The sequence below is a fragment of the Amphritea atlantica genome, from assembly GCF_018860855.1.
Lineage (GTDB): Bacteria > Pseudomonadota > Gammaproteobacteria > Pseudomonadales > Balneatricaceae > Amphritea > Amphritea atlantica_A.
This window is the reverse complement of sequence record NZ_JAHKQE010000049.1, coordinates 1-23,493: the sequence shown is the minus strand read 5'-3', so window position 1 is coordinate 23,493 and position 23,493 is coordinate 1. Positions and strand designations below refer to the sequence as shown.

Annotated in this window: 19 protein-coding genes and 1 pseudogene; 10 read left to right on the top strand and 10 right to left on the bottom strand. The window is 46.5% G+C overall.

Going from position 1 to position 23,493, the window contains the following annotated elements:
* Positions 1–556: 556 nt before the first annotated feature.
* Positions 557–994 (bottom strand): thioredoxin TrxC, encoded by a 438-nt coding sequence (trxC, locus tag KO512_RS19710; RefSeq protein WP_215954029.1) that lies wholly within the window; start codon positions 992–994, stop codon positions 557–559.
* A 497-nt stretch (positions 995–1,491) separates the two neighbouring features.
* On the bottom strand, positions 1,492–1,968 hold the full coding sequence (locus KO512_RS19705; RefSeq protein ID WP_215954028.1) for a thioesterase family protein: 477 nt from the start codon (positions 1,966–1,968) through the stop codon (positions 1,492–1,494).
* Between the two features lie 139 nt (positions 1,969–2,107).
* On the opposite strand from KO512_RS19705, the gene KO512_RS19700 reads away from it, so the two are divergent.
* The 5 genes from KO512_RS19700 (at position 2,108) to KO512_RS19680 (ending at position 8,025) form a co-directional block, all read left to right on the top strand.
* On the top strand, positions 2,108–3,064 hold the full coding sequence (locus KO512_RS19700; protein WP_303491828.1) for a GlxA family transcriptional regulator: 957 nt from the start codon (positions 2,108–2,110) through the stop codon (positions 3,062–3,064).
* A gap of 221 nt (positions 3,065–3,285) precedes the next feature.
* Positions 3,286–4,176, top strand: a complete 891-nt coding sequence (locus KO512_RS19695) for a 3-keto-5-aminohexanoate cleavage protein (protein WP_215954100.1) — start codon at positions 3,286–3,288, stop codon at positions 4,174–4,176.
* A 21-nt stretch (positions 4,177–4,197) separates the two neighbouring features.
* A complete protein-coding gene (locus tag KO512_RS19690) occupies positions 4,198–5,169 on the top strand; it encodes a 3-hydroxyacyl-CoA dehydrogenase NAD-binding domain-containing protein (protein ID WP_215954027.1) in 972 nt (323 codons plus the stop codon).
* 120 nt (positions 5,170–5,289) lie between these two features.
* Complete coding sequence (locus KO512_RS19685; RefSeq protein ID WP_215954026.1) at positions 5,290–6,945, top strand: BCCT family transporter; 1,656 nt, start codon at positions 5,290–5,292, stop codon at positions 6,943–6,945.
* 84 nt (positions 6,946–7,029) lie between these two features.
* On the top strand, positions 7,030–8,025 hold the full coding sequence (locus KO512_RS19680) for a GlxA family transcriptional regulator (RefSeq protein ID WP_215954025.1): 996 nt from the start codon (positions 7,030–7,032) through the stop codon (positions 8,023–8,025).
* 63 nt (positions 8,026–8,088) lie between these two features.
* On the opposite strand, the gene KO512_RS19675 is transcribed toward KO512_RS19680, so the two are convergent.
* The 5 genes from KO512_RS19675 to rpmH form a co-directional block, all read right to left on the bottom strand.
* The gene (locus tag KO512_RS19675) at positions 8,089–9,267 is read right to left on the bottom strand and encodes a TauD/TfdA family dioxygenase (protein ID WP_215954024.1); all 1,179 of its coding nucleotides are present in this window, start codon (positions 9,265–9,267) and stop codon (positions 8,089–8,091) included.
* Positions 9,268–9,698: 431 nt separating this feature from the next.
* The gene (mnmE, locus tag KO512_RS19670; protein WP_215954023.1) at positions 9,699–11,066 is read right to left on the bottom strand and encodes a tRNA uridine-5-carboxymethylaminomethyl(34) synthesis GTPase MnmE; all 1,368 of its coding nucleotides are present in this window, start codon (positions 11,064–11,066) and stop codon (positions 9,699–9,701) included.
* A gap of 276 nt (positions 11,067–11,342) precedes the next feature.
* Complete coding sequence (yidC, locus tag KO512_RS19665) at positions 11,343–13,016, bottom strand: membrane protein insertase YidC (protein ID WP_215954022.1); 1,674 nt, start codon at positions 13,014–13,016, stop codon at positions 11,343–11,345.
* Between the two features lie 18 nt (positions 13,017–13,034).
* Entirely contained in the window at positions 13,035–13,421 is a 387-nt protein-coding gene (gene rnpA / locus KO512_RS19660; protein WP_215954021.1) for a ribonuclease P protein component, read from the bottom strand.
* A 23-nt stretch (positions 13,422–13,444) separates the two neighbouring features.
* Positions 13,445–13,579 carry a 50S ribosomal protein L34 gene (gene rpmH / locus KO512_RS19655; protein ID WP_215954020.1) on the bottom strand — a complete coding sequence of 45 codons (135 nt, stop codon included), beginning with the start codon at positions 13,577–13,579 and terminating at the stop codon, positions 13,445–13,447.
* Positions 13,580–14,111: 532 nt separating this feature from the next.
* Here rpmH and dnaA point away from each other — a divergent pair.
* Genes dnaA through gyrB form a run of 4 tightly spaced genes read left to right on the top strand, consistent with a single transcriptional unit; the run spans position 14,112 to position 20,361 of the window.
* Positions 14,112–15,653 carry a chromosomal replication initiator protein DnaA gene (dnaA, locus tag KO512_RS19650; protein WP_215954019.1) on the top strand — a complete coding sequence of 514 codons (1,542 nt, stop codon included), beginning with the start codon at positions 14,112–14,114 and terminating at the stop codon, positions 15,651–15,653.
* 28 nt (positions 15,654–15,681) lie between these two features.
* Positions 15,682–16,785 carry a DNA polymerase III subunit beta gene (gene dnaN, locus KO512_RS19645; RefSeq protein WP_215954018.1) on the top strand — a complete coding sequence of 368 codons (1,104 nt, stop codon included), beginning with the start codon at positions 15,682–15,684 and terminating at the stop codon, positions 16,783–16,785.
* A gap of 42 nt (positions 16,786–16,827) precedes the next feature.
* Positions 16,828–17,916, top strand: a complete 1,089-nt coding sequence (recF, locus tag KO512_RS19640; RefSeq protein WP_215954017.1) for a DNA replication/repair protein RecF — start codon at positions 16,828–16,830, stop codon at positions 17,914–17,916.
* A gap of 18 nt (positions 17,917–17,934) precedes the next feature.
* On the top strand, positions 17,935–20,361 hold the full coding sequence (gene gyrB / locus KO512_RS19635) for a DNA topoisomerase (ATP-hydrolyzing) subunit B (protein WP_215954016.1): 2,427 nt from the start codon (positions 17,935–17,937) through the stop codon (positions 20,359–20,361).
* Positions 20,362–20,505: 144 nt separating this feature from the next.
* On the opposite strand, the gene KO512_RS19630 is transcribed toward gyrB, so the two are convergent.
* Positions 20,506–21,399 carry a LysR family transcriptional regulator gene (locus KO512_RS19630; RefSeq protein ID WP_252735134.1) on the bottom strand — a complete coding sequence of 298 codons (894 nt, stop codon included), beginning with the start codon at positions 21,397–21,399 and terminating at the stop codon, positions 20,506–20,508.
* A gap of 138 nt (positions 21,400–21,537) precedes the next feature.
* Here KO512_RS19630 and KO512_RS19625 point away from each other — a divergent pair, with 138 nt between their 5' ends.
* A complete protein-coding gene (locus tag KO512_RS19625; protein WP_215954015.1) occupies positions 21,538–22,440 on the top strand; it encodes a DMT family transporter in 903 nt (300 codons plus the stop codon).
* Between the two features lie 44 nt (positions 22,441–22,484).
* On the opposite strand, the gene KO512_RS19620 is transcribed toward KO512_RS19625, so the two are convergent.
* Together KO512_RS19620 and KO512_RS19615 are read right to left on the bottom strand one after the other, a co-directional pair.
* On the bottom strand, positions 22,485–23,117 hold the full coding sequence (locus KO512_RS19620) for a hypothetical protein (protein ID WP_215954014.1): 633 nt from the start codon (positions 23,115–23,117) through the stop codon (positions 22,485–22,487).
* 1 nt (position 23,118) lies between these two features.
* Positions 23,119–23,493: pseudogene (locus KO512_RS19615) on the bottom strand (MBL fold metallo-hydrolase); the annotation flags it as partial.

Below are 23,493 nucleotides of genomic sequence, written 5' to 3'. Positions count from 1 at the left end.
GATAGTTATACAGTTTACGCACAGGGTTTGGTGGATAAAAATGAACCCTTGCTGAGTTCATCTGATCCACTGTCAAAGTCTTTGGTAAGGATCTTTAGGCTGAGGATAACTAACAAAGCTACTTAAGACTGATAACAGATACTTCCAAGGGTTTTTTTAGGATAAATATATTGATTAACAATAACTTACTCTGTGTTTAGTGATGCAATCCAGGTACCGGCGATAAGGCTTGATTGTTTCAGTAGCTGAAGCACCGTGATTATTGTTATCAGCTAAACACCGGATCTACACACTTTATAGACCCTTAATCCATAGGCTATCCACAGTTTGCTGTGAGTAATTATAAGGTGTTAATAAAGTTTATTATCTAACTATATGATAAATATAGATAAAATATTAACGTTCTGTTTTTGAGAACTGTTCGTAACTTTAGGGGAAGGTGCTTGGAAGGCTGATGGGATGAAGCTGAATATAAGCTGTGGGTAACTAGCGATGTTCCTGGCAAATCTATTTTTGTCAGGTTTTAGGTGGATAAGTGAATTTTATTCAGGGGCGATCAAAGATCGACCCCATTTTGTATTAACCACTGCTTTAGCTGTCCTAACGGAAGTGCGCCACTGACTCTAGCGACCTCTTTGCCTTGACGAAATAGGATTAACGTTGGGATCGAGCGAATCTGTAATTGAGCACCGATGGTCTGCTCTGCTTCGGTATCGAGTTTTACTAATCGGATTTTGGGTTCAAACTGCCCTGCGGCCTGTTCAAAGATAGGTCCAAATTGCTGACAGGGTCCACACCAGCTCGCCCAGCAATCCACTAAAACAGGGATATCATTGCGGTTAATCATGCTCTGATAATTAGCGGCGGTTAGAGCGGTGGTAGATCCTTGAAACAGCGGTTGTTTACACTTACCGCATTTGGGACCATCACTGAGTCGGGCGGTGGGAACATTATTGGTGGCTGAACAGTTGGGACAGCAGATACTGGTAGTCATGGTGAGTCCTTACTAACTAAACGTACTTAGTGATCTAGCCTATCGATCGGTTTTTCTCAATAGGTTACTCATATTAGCAATGTGCTATATAAGACTTTACTCCGAAATCACATGTCAGGGTAGCGTATTTCTTATCGATAAAGAGCCAACGTAAAAATGCTAAGCATCGGGTTCAACCGGTTTGCTTGGCATTAGTGTTAACGTTTTGGATTACTTTGTGTGAGTTTGCTCCGTTTCCATCAGGGGTGGGCGGGATTAGCCACCAGCATGCATTAGCGATATGGACAGCTGAGTCTAGAGGTTATTCCCTAGTCATAGACGGCTTATGGTTAGTGATATCGGGATCATTTGAGCTTGAGCGGCTGCATTAGACGAGTAGGAAAAAAGGGTTCGCCTATATTAGGCGAAATATTGTATGGGTTTCAGAGCTGATACTGTTTAGTGGTGTAGCAAGTAAAGCGCTCATTTGTGTTGTGAGCGCTTTTAATACCGAGGTCTCACTTACGTTTTAAGCTAATTCCTTTGCCCGCTGTGACGGGTGTTTCCAGTTCATTATGAGATGCTTGAATGTTATCGACAATGGCCTGGGTGACAGGTAGAAACGGTGCCGCTCGATGAAGTTCCATATTCATGTGAAGCAGTAAGGTTTCCATTGTGGCTAGTTCGTCATGGGTTTGGCCATGGAACATGGTCATATAGAGACGCAGTTTTTTGTTGTCACTCTCGAGCAATTGGCCTTTGATGATAAGAGGTTCACCTTCACTCACTTCCTTTAAATACTGCACCATGCTTTGTAGGGTGTAGATAGAAACCTGATGCTCTGCTCGAAAAGGTTCATCTAGGCCAATGTGAACCATAAAAGCGTCAATAGCTTGACTAAAAGCGACGACATAGTAGGCATCGTTCATATGACCGTTATAGTCTATCCAATCCGTGAGTACATCACTTTCAAATAAATTTATTAGTTGCGACATTATGATTCCTAAACAGTAAGAAGTGGGAGTTCAGTGGCCAATCATAAAATGTAATGTTAAATAGAATTGACTAAAATCGCATACTAATTGATTTTTATAGACTGAAATTAAGCGCAGTCTGTAAATACGAGGGGGCTAGGTGTTTGGTGATCGATTAAAGGCTGGGCCACAAAAAATTCATTTTTTATTGCTTCCGGGTTTTTCATTGTTTGGCCTAACCTCCATGTTAGGTCCTTTACGGCATGCGAACGGGACTAGTGATGATGATCTGTACGAATGGTTTCTCGTGTCTGAATCCGGAGGCTTAATTCGTAGCAGTGACAATATAGATATTATGACCAATGTGAGCATTAAGGACGTCGATAAATGTGAAACGTTGATTATTTGCTCGGGGCGCGATCCTTGGTTATCGAAAACGGCGGCTTTACTCGGTTTTATTCGACAGCAGAATAACTTTGGTGCGGACATTGGCTGCCAGGATACGGGGGCTTATATTGCCGCGGCTGCGGGCGTATTAGATGGTTACCGAACCACCATACATTGGGAGAACCATGAAAGTGCATCGCAGACTTTTCCAAAAGTAACTTTTGTTCAAGAGTTACTCGTCATAGATCGAAAACGCTTTTCTTGCCCTGGGGCGCTGTCTGGATTAGATATGATGCTTTATTTGGTATCGACCCAGTATGGTAAAGCGTTAGCCTCACAGGTCGCGGATGCGTTGGTCTATACCCATGAAAGAGCCCATACGGAGCCGCAGCGCCGTTCGATGCAATTACGATTAGACACTCGCAATCCTCATCTAATAGATGCCGTGCAGCTAATGGAGCAAAATATTGAAGAGCCTCTGTTAATAACGGAGCTTGCCGACCATCTCGGCATTTCGGGCCGGGAGTTAGAGCGTCTATTTAAGAGTCATTTACAGCAGACGCCAAAGTCTTTCTATCGCAACCTAAGGCTAGAAAAAGCCCGTTGGATGCTACAACAAACCCGAAGCAGTGTGACCTCGATTGCGATGGCATGTGGCTTCATTTCGTTGTCCCATTTTACCCGTAGCTATCAACAGACCTTTTGTAAAAAACCCAGCGATGAACGCTAACGGTTTGTTCATTCACCTATTCACCCGCGAGATCTTCGGGCTTTATCTGTAGGTGTTATTTAGCCTGTTACTTGGTCAATGTTGTTTTTTTAAGCTAAGAGTCATCGTCTTTAGACAAAATTGAACTCATTTAATCTGTAACTTTTATAACTGTTGATGGTTAGAGCGATCACAGTAGCGTCGCTTTAGTGTGTATTGAACTTATAAAAGAGCTTTGAATGATGAATCAAGACGTCATTATCACTTGCGCTATAAATGGTGCAGCGGATACCGCAGAACGTAATAAACATGTCCCTGTGACGCCTGAGCAAATAGCCAATTCTGCTATTGAAGCTTGGAATGCCGGAGCGGCTATTGCTCACATCCATGTACGAGATCCTGAGACGACTCAAGGCTCTAGACGTGTTGAGCTGTACGCCGAAGTTTGTGAGCGATTAAGAGCCTCTAGCTGCGACATCGTTATTAACTTAACCGCAGGCATGGGTGGTGATCTCTATATCGGCCCAGATGAAAACCCGACGGCTTTTACTCAGGATACTGATTTAGTCGGTGCTCATGAACGTTTGGTACATATCGAACAGTTGAAACCTGAAATTTGTACCTTAGATTGTGGTTCATTAAATTTTGGTGATAGCAATCTAGTCTATGTGTCGACGCCTGAGATGCTACGCATTGGTGCCGCTCGTATTCAAGAATTAGGGGTCACCGTTGAGCTAGAAATTTTTGATACCGGCAACCTTTGGTTCGCCCTACAAATGATGAAAGAAGGCCTATTGGACGACAATGCTATGTTCCAGTTGTGCCAAGGCATCCCTTGGGGAACACCACCCAACTTTGCTTTGCTAAAAGGGATGGTTGATATGCTACCGGCGAATACAAATTGGACCGCCTTTGCATTAGGCCGCAACCAATTGCCTTGGGTTGCACAATCGGCGTTATTAGGTGGCCATGTGCGCGTTGGGTTAGAAGATAATCTGTATTTAGGAAAAGGCGTGCTTGCGACCAACGGTCAGTTGGTTGAACGTTCAGTCAATATTATTGAAAACATGGGTGCTCGTATTCTTAATCCGACCGAAGCTCGTGAAAAACTTGGCCTAAGTGGCATTCAATAATATTTAAAGTGTAGGAGATGAATGATGGCTCGTCCTAATCCAAACGAAGTAACAAAAGTAGGTGTCATTGGTACGGGAGTGATCGGTGGTGCGTGGGCACTGCATTACTTACGCATGGGCATGGAAGTTGTTGCTTATGATCCAGGCCCAAATTCCGAAGAAAAGCTATTAGCGATGGTTGACCACATCTGGCCTACCATCACCAAATTAGGCCTTCGAGAAGGTGCCAGTAAACAGAATTTACGCTTTGTTGATTCACTAGAAGAGCTGGCCAACAGCGTCCAAGTGATTCAAGAAAGTACGCCAGAAAAACTGGATGCGAAACGGCAATTATTCGCCGAGCTTGATCGAATTGCGCCACCGGAGGTGGTTATTATTTCGAGCACCTCGGGTTTTGCTATGACGGATATGGCGGTGAATCTTGAACTTCAACCAGAACGTTTTGTGGTTGGACACCCGTTTAACCCGCCTTACCTAGTGCCTTTTTGTGAAGTCTGTGGTGGCGAACGAACCAGTCAGGACGTCGTGGATTGGACGGCTGAATTTTATGAATTCACCGAAAAACAAGTCGCTAAAATGGATAAAGAGCTGCCGGGCTTCATTGGTAACCGCCTACAGGAAGCGTTGTGGCGAGAAGCGCTACATATGGTGGCGAATAACGAATGTTCTGTGGAAGACATCGATAAGGCGATCGCTTATGGACCTGGCTTACGTTGGGCAATCATGGGTCATTGTTTGACGTATCATCTCGGTGGTGGACAGGGGGGGATGGCACATTTATTGGATCATTTTGAAGAGTCCTTAGAAGAGCCTTGGACCCGTCTGAAAGCGCCGAAATTAACACAAAAACTTAAAGATGACATGGTTGAAGGTTGTTTAACGCAGGCAAACGGCGCCTCGATTAATGAGCTTATTCAAGAACGAGATGATTGTTTAATTCGCATTATGCAGACACTCAACGAATACCGAGAAGAAAAAGGTATTAAGCGTTAAGTTAGCGGACTTTTCCGTTATGGGATGTTTTACAAGCAAGGATGCTCTCGACAAAGGTACGTTGTTATAAACAGAAAATAAATCACAAAAAGCCTCACTATAAAAACGGAGAATACGCTTATGTCGTCTAATCTTAAATCCGGTTTTGAATCATCTGAATCAGGGGTGTTTAAATCGGATACATTAGCAAAACATGGCCTTTTTAAAGGTATGCATAAAGGTATGACAATTTCGTCTACCCTGCTAGTCCTGCTATTTGTACTGTTTACTGGAACGAATACGGAGCTAGCGGGATCGCTTTTTGGCACGATTCGAACATGGATTGAAGTGACTTTTGGTTGGTATTACATGGTAACCATCGTCTTCTTGATTGCCATGTGTGCGTTTGTGGTCTTTAGTCGTTTCGGTAGTGTTCGCTTAGGAGACGACGACAGTCGTCCAGATTTTAGTAATTTTGCTTGGTTTTCAATGTTATTTTCAGCGGGTATCGGCATCGGTATCTTGTTTTTTGGTGTCGCTGAACCTATTTTTTACCTCGATAACAGCGGCGCTTTTGGTTATCCCAATAACCCTTATGCCGACCTAGCCGGTGCTGGGGAAATGGGTTATGAACGTGCTGTCGATGCATTAAGAGTGACATTCTTTCACTGGGGGTTCCATGGTTGGGCCGTCTATGTGATTGTTGGAATGTCGTTAGCCTACTTTGCCTACCGTAAAAAACTACCGCTCGCATTACGTTCTTCTTTGTATCCCTTTATTGGCGATCGTATTTATGGGCCCATAGGTCATGCGGTGGATATATTCGGCGTGTTAGGCTGTGTCTTTGGTGTCGCGACATCTTTGGGCTTAGGCGTCAGTCAAATGTCGGTTGGTTTAGAGCGACTGATTGGCGTTGATTCTGGCTTGACCACACAGTTGGTTTTAATTGTTATCATTTCCATTATCTCGATCCTCTCTGCTTTATCAGGCGTGGGTAAAGGTATTCGCATTATTTCCCAATGGAACATTATTATCTCCCTTGTGGTGGTCGCATTCTTCTTATTCGGAGGACCAACGAGTTGGTTAGTCGGCATCTTTATGGATTCTTTGGGTGATTATTTAGTTAACTTTGTGCCTATGGGGCTTTGGTTTCCTGAAGAAGAAGGCCCAGCGAAGTGGCAAAATGGCTGGACTGTCTTTTATTGGGGCTGGTGGCTAGCTTGGGCTCCTTTTGTTGGTTTGTTTATTGCGCGTATTTCACGTGGCCGTACCATGAGAGAGTTTGTGATCGGTGTGTTGTTAGTGCCGACCATTATTATCTTTGTCTGGTTAGGTATCTTTGGTGGCACAGCGCTCTATCAAGAGTTGGCTGCCGATAACGGTGTTGGTACCGCTGGGATTATTGATCTGGTAAATGCGTGGAACTTGCCTGCGGCTTTATTTGCTAGCTCCGATGGTATTTTCGGTGATGGATCGGTGGGTTGGCTTGTCTCAGCTATGATGGTCTTCTTGTTAATGAGCTGGTTCGTAACGTCATCAGATTCCGGTACATTGGTATTAACGACTATTCTGTCTTTAGGTAATGAAGAGCCACCCAAAGCATTCCGTATTTTTTGGGGTATTGTTATTGGTTTTGTGGCTGCTGCCTTGCTGGTGGCGGGAGGGCTAAGCGCCCTGCAAACGGCTAATATAGCGGCTGCTCTACCCTTAAGTTTTATTATCATTATCATGACGTTAGGGGTCTTAAAATCCTTACTGACTGAGCCAAAAAAACTAGTGGAATCGCAAGCTGTATAGGATCGATTGGATCGAGCTTGATCGGTTTTAGCCAATACGACACGTGATTTTCGCGTGTCGTTTTTTTTGATGTGAGATAAAGGTATGGATAGTGATTCTCCAATCGCATTATCGACATTAGTGGCTGATGATGACGGTGCTTTTACATTATCGTTTTTACTCTTACCAGAGTACGCAATGGTGTCCTTATTATCGGCGATTGAGCCGTTACGTATTGCTAACCGTTTACTCGAAAAAGAGGTTTTTCGTTGGCAATGTTTAAGTGATGATGGCGAATTGGTGACGGCCAGCAACGGTATGGCGTTGCAACCGAGTCATCATTTTCAGCAAGTTAGCGCACCCCGTAATCTGTTTGTTAATGCCAGTTTTCACCCGGAACGCCATATCAATGAGAGAACGATTCAATGGCTCAGAACGCTACAGCATCAAGGTGGCATCATTGGCGCTTTAGATACCGGTTGTTATCTATTAGCAAAGGCTAGATTGTTAGATCATCGCAAAGTCACTCTCCATTGGGAGGCGCTACCCTCGTTTCAGGAAAGGTATCCCCAAATTGAGGTAACCCATGAGCTATTTGAAATCGATGGCAACTACATGACCTGTGCTGGAGGTACGGCGGCCAGCGATATGGTGCTGTATCTAATTGCTGAATACGGAGGCTCTGATTTAGCTAAATTAGTATGCGATCAATTGATTAAGAATGGCATGCGCAATCGTTCGGATAACCAAAAAATGGATTGGATGAAAAGAATGAATATTCATCATCCAAAAGTCCTTAAGGCATTGAAACTAATGTCTGAAAATATTGAAAACCCGCTGACGACGAAAGAGATATCGACTCTTCTCTGTATTTCCAGTCGACAGTTAGAGCGTCTGTTTATGCAATATTTTAAGTGCACCCCTGCTGCTTACTATTTAGGTTTACGTGTTGAGCATGGTAAACATTTATTGTCGGACAGCAGTTTAAGCGTGACAGAAATTGCGTTGGCCACAGGTTTTAGTTCAACGGCTCACTTTAGTTGTCGTTACAAAGAGCATTACGGCATGACCGCGTCTAAATATCGTTCGATGATTAAATAATCTTCAAGGTTGAGCTCCCAGAATTGGGAACAACCTTGAAGATTGATTGCTATTAAGTGGCCGCTATTCTCTTTCTAGCACACGGATACGCGAGAGCAATTCATCGCGATCAACATAACAACCTTGCAGATGTCGGTGCCCTTTTTCTAAATTAAAGGCGTTGCGTGCGTGCAATACACGACGGTTATCAAACACAATGAGGTCACCGGCATTCAGGCGGTAAAAGAATTGAAACTGAGGGTCTCGAGTTAAGGCAATGAAGCGTCGGTAAGCTTGATAGAGAGGAACTGTTTGATGGGCAGGCACATCGATAGGGCCTCTCAAAAAGTTGGCTAAGCGGACCTCTACGACTTCATTATTACTATCTGTCACGATGGCCGTGCCTCGAAAGCGATAGTCAGTGAGCTTGTCTTTATTGTAAAACGACATCGGGAAGGTGCTCAGGCTGTGAAAGTCATCTGGGTAATGTTCTTTCATGTGTTGAGCAATTTTGAAGCCATCAATCAGAATGGACTCCCCTCCTTCAGCATCATTCACTAAGCAATGCAGAAACTGTAGGCCGGGTTGTAGTTCTCTCGTTGGCAAGTCGGTGTGCAGAGGGAGTCGCAAATCGGTATAAGCTGCACTGTTGGCGTCGGCCTTTGCTTGCACATTAAAAATGGTGCCAAAATTAGTTTCACGAATAAATGAAATTCGGTTAGCCACGTTAACTAAAGAATTGGGTTCGGTTGAGACTTGCTCGACCAGCGTAAGGCCGTAATCTCTTAGCTCTTTTAACCAGTTAAGCAGCGATGGGTCATCTTCTAGGACCTCTTTGGCTTGATGCTTAGGCAGTTCTGCCTGAATCCGCGCTTTGTCCCATATCTTTGGCTGCCACTGTTTGGCTTGTAGGCTCGCTTCACTATAGCAATGGCTTCGTAACCAACCCGGGTGGAAGTGGCTGATATGCGCTTGATGATCCCAAGTAATCACTAATCGATGTTCGTCAGAGATATAGGCTTCAGCGGGTTTTATATCCAATGGGACGTCACAGATCTCAAACATTTGCTCTCTGGTCAGTTGAGCGATGCATTTGGAGCAATGACAGTTATCACGTAACCATAAATAGTGAAACTCACTCTTATGATCATCATCCCATGTAATCGTCAGTGACGCATCATTGAGGCTCACGTCGATAGGGAGTTGTTTAATATGATAGGGCGTAAAGGATGCTATTTCTAAAGTGTTATCAAGTGACTGCATTAGACTATCCTAATAAGATTCGACGTTTTTTTTATGTAATCGTGGAATTATCTTATACCGAGGTAAAGCATTGTCTGTGATACGCAATCGACTTGTTTTTATATATAAACGGCGTTTTGATCAAAGTTACGTATTAATGCTTAATGTACTTATGCAGAAAAGCTAAGTGATGCTTTTCCCTGTTTTTAGTTGGCCACAGAGAATACTGATTAGTCTATCGCTGTTAACGACCCTCTTCTTATCCATTATCAATAGAGATTCAGCTGCGCAGAGTAGATAAAAAATAACGATATTGAGTGGGTTAATCGGGTTTTTAAGCCAGAAAATCGTTGATAGGTAATATTTTTGCGCACGGGTATTGGTCGTTATTGAAAGGTACGTTTTAAAGCCCAAGGCTTGTTATCGATTGTTAAAACAAGCCTTGGTTTGGTTTACTTCCCGATACAAAACGAACTGAAAATCCGACCTAAAAGGTCATCAGAGCTAAATTCGCCAGTAATCTCACTCAGGTGGTGCTGAGCCTCGCGTAGATCTTCTGCGAGTAACTCCCCTGCACCACCATAGATAAGCTGCTCTTGTCCGGTTAATAATAGGCTCTCTGCGCGGTTGAGCGCATCGATATGGCGGCGTCTAGCGAGGAAGCCTCCCTCTGTCGTACTTGCATAACCCATGCAGTCCTTAAGGTGCTGGCGTAGGTTGTTAACCCCGATATCGGCCTTGGCTGATAGTGATATCAAAGTATGTCCATGATGTTCACCGATAACTGGATCTTCTGACGTTAGGTCGCATTTATTGCGGATAACGGTGATTTTGCTTTGATCGTCTAAGCGACTGACGAACTCGGGCCAGATCTGTTGTGGATCATCGGTAGCCGTGGTGCTGCCATCGACCATTAACAGTACGCGGTCGGCTTTCTGAATTTCATCCCAAGCACGGCTGATACCGATCCGCTCTACTTCATCAGGGGAATCCCGTAAACCGGCGGTATCGATGATGTGCAGTGGCATACCGTCGATATGAATATGTTCGCGTAAAACATCCCGAGTGGTGCCGGCAATATCGGTGACGATGGCCGATTCTTTACCCGCTAGGGCGTTTAATAGGCTGGATTTACCCGCATTAGGCCGGCCTGCAATGACCACATTCATCCCTTCACGGATAAGACTGCCTTGACGAGCTTCCTGTTTAACTTCCAATAGTTTATCGATGATCTGTTGTAGATCCCCCGCCACTTTGCCATCGGCGAGAAAATCGATCTCCTCTTCGGGAAAATCGATTGCCGCTTCAACATAGATACGCAGTTGTGTCAGCGCTTCCACAAGTTGATGAATGCGATCAGAGAAGGCCCCTTGTAGGGATTTCAGAGCACAACGGGCAGCCTGTTCAGAGCTGGAGTCGATCAGGTCGGCAATCGCCTCTGCTTGGGTGAGGTCGAGTTTGTCATTGAGGAAGGCGCGTTCAGAGAACTCACCGGGATTAGCCAGTCGGGCGCCACATTCGACGACGCGACGGAGGATGAAATCCATAATAATCGGGCCGCCATGGCCCTGAAGTTCGAGCACATCTTCGCCGGTAAAGGAGTTCGGGCCTGGAAAATAGAGGGCCAGCCCTTGGTCTAGTTGATGCTTTTCGGCATCAAAAAAGGGGCCATAGTGAGCATAACGAGGCTTGGGAATAAATCCGACCACCTGTTCGGCAATGGTGGCAGCGAGCTTGCCTGACACGCGAACAATACCAACGCCGCCGCGTCCGGGAGGGGTTGCCTGAGCGGCGATGGTGTCCTGGTTAATCAGCGTCATTGATACCTCGGAAAATGGTTAAGCAATATAGTTGAAGCTGAGGATTTTAGCATATGAGTCGCTTGTTGCTCGAACTTAAGAGACGTCAAGCGCCGCTGCTCGTTGTATCAAGGTCACAAAAAGTGTGACTTGCCCGTTGTTCGAAAAAGCCATTGTTAAATGGTTTCAGTAAGGGTTTAAACATAGCGATTGGAAATAACGCTGTTGCATAGGTAGGAGAGCAATGGGCAAAAAAAAGGCCTCCGAAGAGACCTTTTTATCAAGCAGCGGGTAGGCTTATTTACTACTGCCTTCGCCTTCAATTTGTTTGTTGATTATATACTGCTGAGTGATCGACAGGATGTTGTTAACCAACCAGTACAGAACCAGACCTGCAGGGAACCATAGGAAGAAGAAGGTGAAGACGATGGGTAGCATCTTCATAATCTTCGCCTGCATAGGATCTGGAGGTGTTGGGTTCAGCAGTTGCTGAATAAACATCGTAGCACCCATCAGGATAGGTAGCATGAAGTAAGGGTCCATGACGGAAAGGTCATTAATCCACAATGCGAATGGCGCATGACGTAGCTCAACCGATTCCATCAAGGTCCAGTACAGGGCGATAAACACCGGCATCTGCGCCACGATAGGCAGACAGCCGCCTAGCGGGTTGATCTTCTCTTTCTTGTAGAGTTCCATCATCGCTTGAGACATCTTCTGACGGTCATCACCGTGAAGCTCTTTCAGACGAGTCATCTCTGGGCCAAATTTACGCATCTTCGCCATCGATTTAAAGGCTTTCGCGTTCACTTGGAACAGCAGCGCTTTAACAATGATGGTAATGAAGATGATTGAAACACCCCAGTTACCTACAAAGCCATGGATGGTTTTTAGCAACCAAGCCAGCGGTGTAGCGATGAACCAGAGAATGCCATAATCAACGGTCAATTCTAGGTTAGGCGCAGCCTGTTCGAGCAAGTCGGTATCTTTAGGACCGGCATAGAAGCTGGCGTTAACCGTTTTCGTTTCGCCAGGAGCAACCGTAAACTCTGGAGACACAAAACCGGCGATATAGTTACCGTTACTAACGCGGCTGCTATAGCTGTATTCTGCGCCAGGCGCTGGAATCCAAGCACTCAAGAAATAGTGTTGTGACATAGCCACCCAGCCATCTTGGCTGACTTTCTTGATGTTAGCTTCTTGCATATCATCGAAAGTTACTTTTTCGTAGTGCTCATCTTCTGTGGAGAACACCGCGCCAAGGAAGGCTTGCATACCCATACTGGTGGTTTGTGATGGATCTTTCGAACCGTCACGTTTGATCTGACCAAACAGTTTCGCCTGCCACGCTTCAGCAGAGCCATTATTGACCAGAAAATCCTGTTCAATCTTGTAGCTGCCAGCCGTGAAGCGGAAACGTTTAGTAATCACCACACCATCATCACCGTTATGAACTAAGTCGACGACTAGTTCATCGCCTTCCAGCTGATAGCTGTTTTTAGCGGAGGTGTATTGTGGGCGACCACTCGGGCTGGCATCGAGACCATTTTTACCAATCAGACCGCTTTGGGAAACGTAGGTACGGTTGCCATTCTGCTCAAGCAAGACAAAAGGCTGATCATTATCTAGCGCTGCTTTGTGCTTTGGCAGGGCCAGTTCAATGATGTCACCACCTTTGGTATCGATTAGCAGTTCAAGCACATCGGTCTTAATTGAAACCAGTTGCTGCTGTGCTGCTGCAGCATTAGCTTTCGCTTCTGGCAGATCAGTATTGGCAGAGGTTGCACCGTCTGTTGTCGGCAGGTCACTACCTGCTGTTGCTACTGGATCTACTGTAGACCCGTAAGCTGAAACCGATTCTGCTTGGGCAACAGGTACGGTTTTAACACCGTAATCTTGGTTCCATTGAAGCACCAGCATATAGGAGATTATTGCCAGTGCTGCGATCAATATAATGCGCTGTACATCCATGGTTTCTGGACCATTCAGTTATGAGTTTGATTTTGTTTTATCGGATTTTGCCTTGGCCCGGCCAATCAGTCTGTTCCAGCTTTTTAAAATAAGCGCTTGAACTTCGCTGTTATCGAGATCACCTAAACCGGGTCTGGCCAGAATGACGATATCAACGTTGGGTAACTTATACTGATTAAGACGGAAAGACTCGCGAATAATACGCCGAACGCGGTTACGATTAACAGCTAAACGGATATTTTTTTTGGAGAAGACAAAGCCAACGCGGGAATGCTCTAGCTCGTTTGGACGTGCAAGGATCAACAGATGCTTATCTGATACCTTGAGGCTGGCTCGGCTGAATACCTGTTTAAAATCCCCACCAGTCAAAAGTCTCAACTGACGGGGATAGCTGAATTCATTCATTCAGAGAGCCTGACAGGCAAAAATTATGCTGACAGACGCTTACGGCCTTTAGCACGGCGACGGTTAATAATAACGCGGCCGTTCTTAGTTGCCATACGGGCACGAAAACCATGAGTGCGTTTACGCTTAAGATTACTTGGTTGAAATGTTCTTTTCATTGGTCAGTCCTACTAACATACAGTGTGGTGGTATCAGTAAGGTTGGCTGAATCCCACGGTCAAAAACAGACGCGAAATTATAGGGAAAACATATTGGCATTGCAAACCCTTACTGACAATAAAGTTAAAAAAGCGGTTCTAAATCGTTTTCAACGCTAAATCGAAGTTACCTATATGGAAGAAGGAGCAGCTGTTTTTTAATGATTTAAGAATCTATTCAGATATGCATAATAATTTGTTATTAAGTCAATAAACTTATTATAAATCATATATATAGTTTGTTGATATGTCTGAATATTAACTGTATTTAAAGTATGGATAGTTTTTAAACGATCGACCTGTTTCCCGCATAATATCTGGATTTGAGGCTAACTGATTGAAAAACAGGCGGAAAAAGAATTAGCAACAGATTGATTCTAACTGTGGATAAGCGGGCTGTTACAGGGTATTATCTGCTGATATTTTTTATGTATTCGATCTTATTCTCGATCACTCAAGTAGAGTGAAAACAGAGGATGTTTAAGGATTAGCTATGTCGGCTGAGTTGTGGGAACAGTGTCTTCAAAATCTTCAAGATGAGTTCCCCTCACAACAATACAATACCTGGATCCGGCCTCTGAAGGTGTCTTCGGAGTCTGACGCGGGTTTGGTATTGCTGGCGCCTAATCGTTTTGTCAAAGACTGGGTGAGCGATAAATACCTTAAACGTATTAACGAAGTCGTGAATGCGGTTAGTGGTGATATTGCTGGCACGGTCAGTATCGATATCGCCGGGCGAGCTAGCGGCTTTTCACAGCGACCGGTTCGCCCTGCTCCACCGCCGGCACCGGCCCGCCGCGCAGATACTCGTTTTGATGATAGTCAGTCTTTTTCTTCAGCACCGCGCAATCGCCCCGCTCAGCCAGTTAATCCGCCGATAGAGGAAAACCCACCCTATCAGTTGGCGATTGATGACAGTAGTTTCCAGCCGATCAACCACCGTGAAATTATTACTCCGACAACGATGTCTGGTTCGCCCTCACGTAATGTTGATGTAGAAGGTAGTGTTCGGCATCAGTCCAACTTGAACCAATCATTTACCTTCAACTCATTTGTTCAGGGTAAGTCTAACCAGTTGGCATTAGCGGCAGCGCAGCAAGTGGCGGACAATCCGGGTGGTTCATATAACCCACTGTTTATCTACGGCGGCGTTGGCTTGGGTAAAACCCACTTGATGCACGCGGTGGGTATGGAGATGTTGCAGCGAAATCCGAAGGCCAAGATCGTCTATCTGCACTCCGAGCGCTTTGTTGCCGATATGGTTAAAGCGTTACAACTTAATGCGATTAATGACTTTAAACGTTATTACCGGTCGGTCGATGCACTGTTGATCGATGATATTCAGTTCTTTGCCGGTAAAGAGCGTTCACAAGAAGAGTTTTTCCATACCTTCAACGCGCTGTTGGAAGGTGGTCAGCAGATGATTCTGACCAGTGACCGATATCCGAAAGAGATTAATGGTGTTGAAGAACGGCTTAAATCTCGCTTTGGCTGGGGCCTAACGGTGGCTATTGAGCCGCCAGAGCTTGAAACCCGTGTGGCGATCCTGATGAAAAAGGCCGAAGAAGCGCAGGTACGCCTACCGGATGATTCTGCTTTCTTCTTGGCACAAAAGATTCGCTCCAACGTGCGGGAGCTTGAAGGGGCGCTGAAGCGAGTGATTGCGAATGCTCACTTCACTGGAAATGCAATAACCACGCCTTTTATTAAAGAATCACTGAAAGACCTGCTGGCATTGCAGGATAAACAGGTTAGTATTGATAATATTCAGCGGGTTGTCGCCGATTATTATAAGATCAAAGTATCGGATCTACTTTCGAAACGACGCAGTCGTTCTGTGGCTCGGCCGAGACAGGTTGCTATGACTCTGTCTAAAGAGCTGACCAATCACAGTTTGCCTGAGATTGGTGACGCTTTTGGCGGACGGGATCACACAACAGTACTGCATGGTTGTCGTAAAGTAGCTTCGCTGCGTGAGACCGATACGGATATAAGAGAGGATTATCAGAACTTATTGCGTCATCTGACGGCGTAGTGGTCTGATCAATTAAGGGTAGCAAAAGATGAAATTTGTTATTTCGCGAGAAGCGCTAATTAAGCCGTTGCAGTTGGTTGCAGGGGTTGTGGAACGTCGTCAGACACTGCCAGTGCTTTCCAATATCCTGCTGGTCGCTGAAGGTGATCAGTTGTCGATGACCGGTACAGATCTGGAAGTTGAACTGGTTGGTCGGGTGCAGTTGGATGAGCCGGCTGAAGCGGGTTCGATTACTGTCCCAGCCCGTAAGCTGATGGATATCTGTAAATCCCTGCCAGACTCTGCTCAGATTGAGTTGACGCTGACAGGCCAGAAAATGGTTATTAAAGCAGGCCGCAGTCGTTTTACTCTCTCTACCCTGCCGGCGGCTGAGTTTCCAAATGTTGAGGATAGTCCTGAATCATTTGAGCTCAATGTACTGCAAAGCCAGCTGCGTCACCTGATTGATCAGACCGGCTTCTCGATGGCGCAGCAGGACGTTCGTTACTACCTTAACGGTATGTTGCTCGAGATTACCGAAAACAGCCTGCGGGCGGTTTCAACCGATGGTCACCGTCTGGCGACCAGTGTGGCTGAAGTCGATACGAATGGTCCGGCGAATCATCAGTTTATCGTGCCACGTAAAGGTATTCTTGAACTGGCGCGTCTACTGCAAAGCGGTGATGAGCAAGTCAAACTCGTGGTCGGTGCGAATCATATCCGTGCCCATGCCGGTGATTTCACCTTCACCTCTAAACTGGTTGACGGTAAGTTCCCCGATTATCAGCGCGTTATCCCTCAAGGTGGCGATAAGTTCATGTTGGGGACTCGGCAAGAATTGCGTCAGGTGTTTAGCCGGATCGCTATTTTGTCGAACGAGAAATACCGTGGTGTTCGTTTGTCTTTAACCAATGGTTACCTACAGGTGATGGCGAACAACCCCGAGCAGGAAGAAGCGGAAGAAACCGTTGCCGTCGATTATGAAGGCGATACGCTAGAAATAGGCTTTAACGTTAACTATCTGCTGGATGTGTTATCAATCGTCAGTTCAGAGGTGGTACGTTTCACCCTAGCCGACTCAAACAGCAGTGCATTGATTGAGGGCCTCGATGATGCCAACTCTCTCTATGTTGTGATGCCGATGCGGATGTGATCCTGCCAGGGGCCCTTAGGCCCCTTCTTCTACCTCCTTTATATGCCAATAACCCAGCTGAATATTCGCGCCGTTCGCAATCTTAGCGAGCTGAGCCTGTCTCCCTCACCCGGTATCAATATTATCCACGGCCCAAACGGTAGTGGTAAAAGCAGTGTGCTTGAAGCGATCCATATGCTCGGGTTATGCCGCTCATTTCGTACCAATAAATTAAATCACCTGATACAAACCGGCGAGACCCAGTGCACGGTGTTTGCTCAAGTGGATGCGATGGGTAGTGGTATGAGTCAGCCATTGGGGGTTGAGCGTAATCTCGAAAGCGATTGTCGTATTCGTTATGCCGGAAATAACATCGATATAACCACGCTAGCAGAGCTGTTACCGGTTCAGGTGATCAACGCCGAAACCTTTATGATTTTGGAGGGTAGCCCAGCGGTTAGACGCCAGTTTTTGGACTGGGGTTCATTCCATTCAAATCCTGAATTTATAAGGCTTTGGCGTGGTTTTAAGCGGGTATTAAAACAGCGAAATTCTTTACTGAAATATGGTAAAATTGAGCAACGAATTCGGGCAGTCTGGGACCAGGAATTTATTACCTACGCCGAACAGTTAAATACGCTTCGCGAGCTGTATATTGAAGCATTAAAACCCGAATTTGATCTGATCCTTGCTGATCTGCTTGAAGGCGTCAGCATCGATCTGAGTTTTAGTCCCGGATGGGATAAAAAACGCGGCCTTGATCAGGTATTGGATGATAATTTTGAACGCGATTTGCGTCAGGGTTATACCAGCGCCGGACCTCAAAGGGCTGACTTGCGACTTAAAGTTGATGGCCACACCGCTGCAGAACGTCTCTCAAGGGGACAGAAGAAGATAGTGGTGAGCAGCCTCAAGTTGGCGCAAGGCGTTTTATTTTACAAGTTGAACAGTCGCGCCTGCATCTATCTGATTGATGACCTTCCGTCAGAGCTAGATCAGCAGCATAGCAGACTGTTCTGTCATTATTTAGAAAAAACGGCGAGCCAATGCTTTATCACCAGTGTGGATAAAGAGGCACTCACCGGTTACTGGTCCGACCAGGCCGAGTTACGTTTTTTCAATATACAAGAGGGTGCGTTTAGCACTCAGTAATACAGCCAGGAGATTTGAATGAGCGGCGAAAATCAGGAATACGATTCTTCCAGTATTAAAGTCCTAAAAGGGCTGGATGCGGTTCGTAAGCGCCCAGGAATGTATATAGGCGACACCGACGACGGTACTGGTCTGCATCATATGGTTTTCGAGATTGTGGATAACTCCATCGATGAAGCTCTGGCGGGTTATTGCAGCGAGGTTCAAGTGATTATTCATCCGGACAACAGTGTGACTGTTTCGGATAACGGTCGGGGTATTCCCACCGAAATGCATGAAGAGGAAGGCGTTTCCGCTGCCGAAGTTATCATGACCGTACTGCATGCCGGTGGTAAGTTTGATGATAACTCTTATAAAGTGTCCGGTGGTTTGCACGGTGTGGGTGTGTCGGTTGTTAACGCCCTCTCCGCGGAACTCAAGCTGACCATTCGCCGTAAAGGTGAAGTGTTTGAGCAAACCTACCGTCACGGTGTACCTGATGAACCCTTGAAAGTGGTTGGCCGGACAGAAACTTCCGGTACATCGGTACGCTTTTGGCCTTCCGAAGACACCTTCCATAACCACTTAGAATATAAATTCGATATCCTGGCGAAGCGCCTACGGGAACTCTCCTTCCTTAACTCCGGTGTGGCTATTCGTCTGAAAGACGAACGTAGCGGCGATGAAGAGTTGTTTGCTTATGAAGGTGGTCTGAGTTCCTTTGTTGATTACCTCAACACGAACAAAACACCGGCAAACAAGATGTTCCACGTTAACGTCATGCATGAAAATGGCGTGGGTGTGGAAGTGGCGATGCAGTGGAATGATAGCTATCAAGAAAGTATCCACGCCTTTACGAACAACATTCCCCAGCGGGATGGTGGTACTCACTTGGCCGGTTTCCGAACCGCCCTTACCCGTGCTTTGAATAACTATATTGAAGCGGAAAAGCTCAATAAGAATGGTAAAGCGTCAACCACCGGTGATGATTGCCGTGAAGGTCTGACCGCCATTGTCTCGGTGAAAGTGCCCGATCCTAAGTTCTCATCGCAAACCAAAGATAAACTGGTGTCTTCGGAGGTGAAAACCGCGGTTGAGCAAGCGATGTATGAGCAGCTAAACGACTATCTGCAAGAAAACCCGCAGGATGCTAAAGCGGTCGTCTCGAAGATGATCGATGCGGCCCGTGCCCGTGAAGCGGCCCGTAAGGCCCGTGAAATGACTCGCCGCAAAGGCGCGCTGGATATTGCCGGCTTGCCTGGCAAACTCGCCGACTGCCAAGAGAAAGACCCCGCTCTCTCTGAAATATACTTGGTGGAGGGTGATTCTGCGGGTGGTTCTGCCAAACAGGGCCGTAACCGTAAGTCTCAGGCGATTCTGCCACTTAAGGGTAAGATCCTTAACGTCGAGAAAGCCCGTTTCGATAAGATGCTGGCTTCCGCCGAAGTGGGCACTCTGATTACGGCGCTAGGTACTGGTATTGGCCGCGAAGAGTTTAATCCGGACAAACTGCGTTATCACTCCATCATCATCATGACCGATGCCGACGTGGATGGATCACACATCCGTACCCTACTGCTCACCTTTTTCTTCCGGCAGATGCCAGAGATCATAGAACGCGGTCATGTCTTTATTGCCCAGCCGCCGCTCTACAAGATCAAAAAAGGTAAGCAAGAGCAGTATCTGAAAGATGATGATGCGCTGGATAACTACCTGCTTCAGGGCGCGCTTGAAGGGGCTTCTATGCATGTGAATGCTGATGCGCCACCGATTGCGGGCACCGGCCTTGAAGAGATTGTTAACCGCTATCGCGCCGTGGATAAAATGTTGACCCGTTTATCCCGTGTTTATCCAGAGCAGATTCTGCGTCAGATGGTGTACACCCCACGTTTAACCGTCGAACAGTTGCAAGATGAACAGGCTGTTGCGGAGTGGATCGATAAGGTCTGTGATGGTCTAGGAGATACTCTTGATGGCGGCGATGTATTCACCTCATCGGCGGCTGAAAACCAAGAACGCCACGGTACCTATTTACCGAGCGTCAATGTGGTTCAGCATGGTGTTAGCCATAACTACACCTTCGATCAATCCTTCTTTGAATCGAAAGACTACGCTGCGCTAACCAACCTAGGCGATACTCTCGACGGCTTACTGGAAGAGACCGCTTACTTTAAGCGTGGCGAGCGTACCCTGCCCACCACGGAGTTCACCACCGGCCTGAACTGGCTGATGGAGCAATCTAAGCGTGGTTACTATATCCAGCGCTACAAAGGACTGGGTGAGATGAATCCAGAACAGCTATGGGAAACCACCATGGACCCAGAGCAGCGCCGGATGTTGCAGGTTACTATCGATGATGCGATCGCCGCCGACCTACTGTTCACCACCCTGATGGGCGATGAAGTAGAGCCGCGTCGTGCATTTATCGAAACCAACGCCCTGAACGTCTCTAACTTGGATATCTGATGAGAGTATCTGTCATTTATTGTGTGAGATGATAGATTGTCTCTAGCGAGTAAAAAGCAGCCCTTTTCGGCTGCTTTTTTGGTTTTTAGCCTGTAGGTCGTTGTCAGTTCCCGTTATGGCTTATTTGACGCTTGGTTATTTCAGCTAAGCTTGAAACCACTCGGCGAGTCGGCGTGATACAACCCTTGCCGCGGCAGTTGAAGGTTCTGATTCACGGATAAGTGCGGACCAATCAAGATCTAGTTTAGCTTCACTAGCACTGATGGCGGCGATGCTGCCATTTTTAATGGCGGATTGAACGGCCCAGCGGGAGAGGATACCAACGCCAAAGCCAGCGGCGATCAGTTCGATGATGGCGTCGGTTACCTCCACTACGGTGAGGAGATGAGGTATAACGCCGGAGGGACGAATGAAACGTTCATATTCAAACCCTGGTTGCGCCGATTTGCTATAGGTTAGGTAGTGCTCCCCTTCAAGATCGGTAGCTTCAATAAAAGGTTTGCTTGCCAAGCTATGTTGGCGAGGTGTGATGAGTACCAGCTCGTCTTTAAACACCGGAATGGAATCGATACCCGGGATCGCCAAATGCCCAGGAGCTAAGACAACATCGACGGTGCCATCCTGTAGGTTTTGCAATGGATTCTGTGTGGCGGAGGCGACCAGTTCCAGTTGAATGTCCGGCTCTTGTTTGGCCATGGTTTGCAAAAAAGCAGGTAACCAGTGATAGCAACTATAAGCAGCAACACCAAAGCGGACCACGGTCGTTTCACTAATGGCCATTTGCTGAAAATCAAATTCAGCCCGTTGTAATATCGGCACAATCTGATTGGCTGTCTGAGTTATGGCGCGCCCTGCCGCCGTCTGCCTTAGTCGGCGCCCCTCTCTTTCAAATAATAAACCACCCAAACGCCTTTCGGCTTCGGCCAGTCGGTGGCTAATCGCTGATTGTGTTATGCCCAATAAGTATGCAGCTTGCCGTAGGGTTCCTGTTTTATCGATGGCATTGAGCATCTCCCAATGTTTGGTATCTAGTCGCATGGATTTATCCCAAGCTTTTATTGTTGATGAAGCGTTATTTATACATGCATAAACTTAATCAGCAAGGTAAGTTATTCACTATTTATTTAATCAGTGTCGCGTTATTGTTCTGTTTCAATCCAATGGAATGAGATTCACGTGAACAGTAAATCAACCATCGATGGTCAGTATCTGGTGCTAATGGCCGCCTGCCTTTACGGGCTTAACCCCTTTTTTGCTCAGCTGTTATTCAAGGACGGTTTGGGCGCAGAGATGGTCAGTCTGTATCGTTTTATTCTGCCGGCCATGTTTCTCCTGTTTTTTCTGCGTACGCCGCGGGTGAACTTAGCCGAAGCGGTTAGATGTTTGATATTGGGGGTGTTCAGTGGGATCTCCATTTTTGGCTATTTTCATGCACTGGATACGATTCCTGCCGCGACCGCTATTCTGATCTATTACAGTTACCCTGTGTTTAGCGTATTGATCGGCTGGTTAGTGTTTCACCGAAGACCCTCTCAAAATGCACTGGTCTCGGCGGCGTTAGTGGCCATTGCCGCTTCATTAACGATACGGCCTGAAGCTTTACCCGCGGGTTCGCTATTAGCCGTTGTCGCCTGCTTTCTGGCACCCATAGTGGTCGCGACACAGGTGCAGTATCTGTCCAATCCGAGGGCAGTGATTCCTACCCGTAATCGCATGGCTTGGATAACCATGGGTCACGTATTGGTGTTGCTACCGATTGCTATCTGGGTTGCGCCAGCGCAAGTTTTACCGGTTTCTACGATCGGTATTCTGGCGGTGTTAGGCATTGCCCTTCTGGCAGCAGCTATCCCGCAAGTACTGTTTATGATGGGCGCGCCCCGGTCATGTGCCGATAAGAATGCCTTAACTGGCTCATTAGAGCTGGTGGTTGCCCTGCTCACTGGCGCTATCTTATTGGGCGATCACTTAGATCGATTAGAGCTGACCGCAATGGTTTTAATTGTCTTGGCTCTATTTATCAAACAGGTTAAAGATAATCCCGTGGTCGAAGGTGTATTGGACCGCCGTCAGCGTTATTAAGTGGGTGATCATGGCGACGGTTTAGTGACTGTTTGTTGTTGGTATCACTTATGCAGTGGCTGAATATTCAATAACGAAACAAACATCGAGATAACGATGGTGCCAAATAGAAAGCAGAAGCCGCTTTGGAATAAGGAGATAAACCAGGTTAATAGGTTGGCTGGTTCGAAGGCGCTCGACAAGGTGAACTGCACATTCATCGCTTGTATGAGTGCCCACAGGGGTAGCATTCGTTCGGTATAGGCAGGAATGTTATCAAAGGTGCCGATCAGCGCGTAGGTGCCAGCAAAGAGAAACATGGCGGTTAAAAAGTTGACCAAGCCCAACACAATGACTCGGCCGGAAGCGGCCACCATAGTGCCTTCGGTTATTTTGCAGGTGCCAAATAGAAGCACCCCAAGTTCTTTATTGATGATGCCCAGTGCACGAAGTAGTAGCAGAATAGCAGCCCATTGCGGCAACGCCGGCGAAAGCACGAACAGTGCGATAGCGCCAAACAGCCAGTAAACAATGTACTTTTCCGAAACGATTAACCGACGGTTACGCCATAACTTCTGTTCGTCGCTACCCTCTGCAAAACTAAATTCACGCATCTTCAGATAACGGTCAGCCCAGTAATAGGGAGACAGCATAAAGATAGCTTGAATCATTCGCTTAACGCTCTCGGCGAAGTTCATCTTAATGATCCCCTGCAAGGTTGATGTACTGTCCGGGTCGAAGCAGTCGGCTGCCTTCAGGGATGCTTTGTTCATCCATGTCGTGGCCAATAATATAAGCGTGGTCATTAAGGAAAGGAGCTACTTCATCGAGTCCGGCATGCCAGAGGCTTCCTTTCGGACGTGCATCATATATGGCTACCTGGCAGTGAGAGAGGGTTTCATATAAAGGTGCAAAGCAGCCGCTGTCGGCAGTGTAACCAATCAGAGGAATGTCAGCACGACTGATGACAAAGCCAAAGCAGAGTTCAGAGTGTTGCGCGGCGTGAAAGGTAATGTCGAGATCATTAACCAGTGGAATGGTTGTTTCGGGCGCTGGGTCTATCCAGTTTGCCAG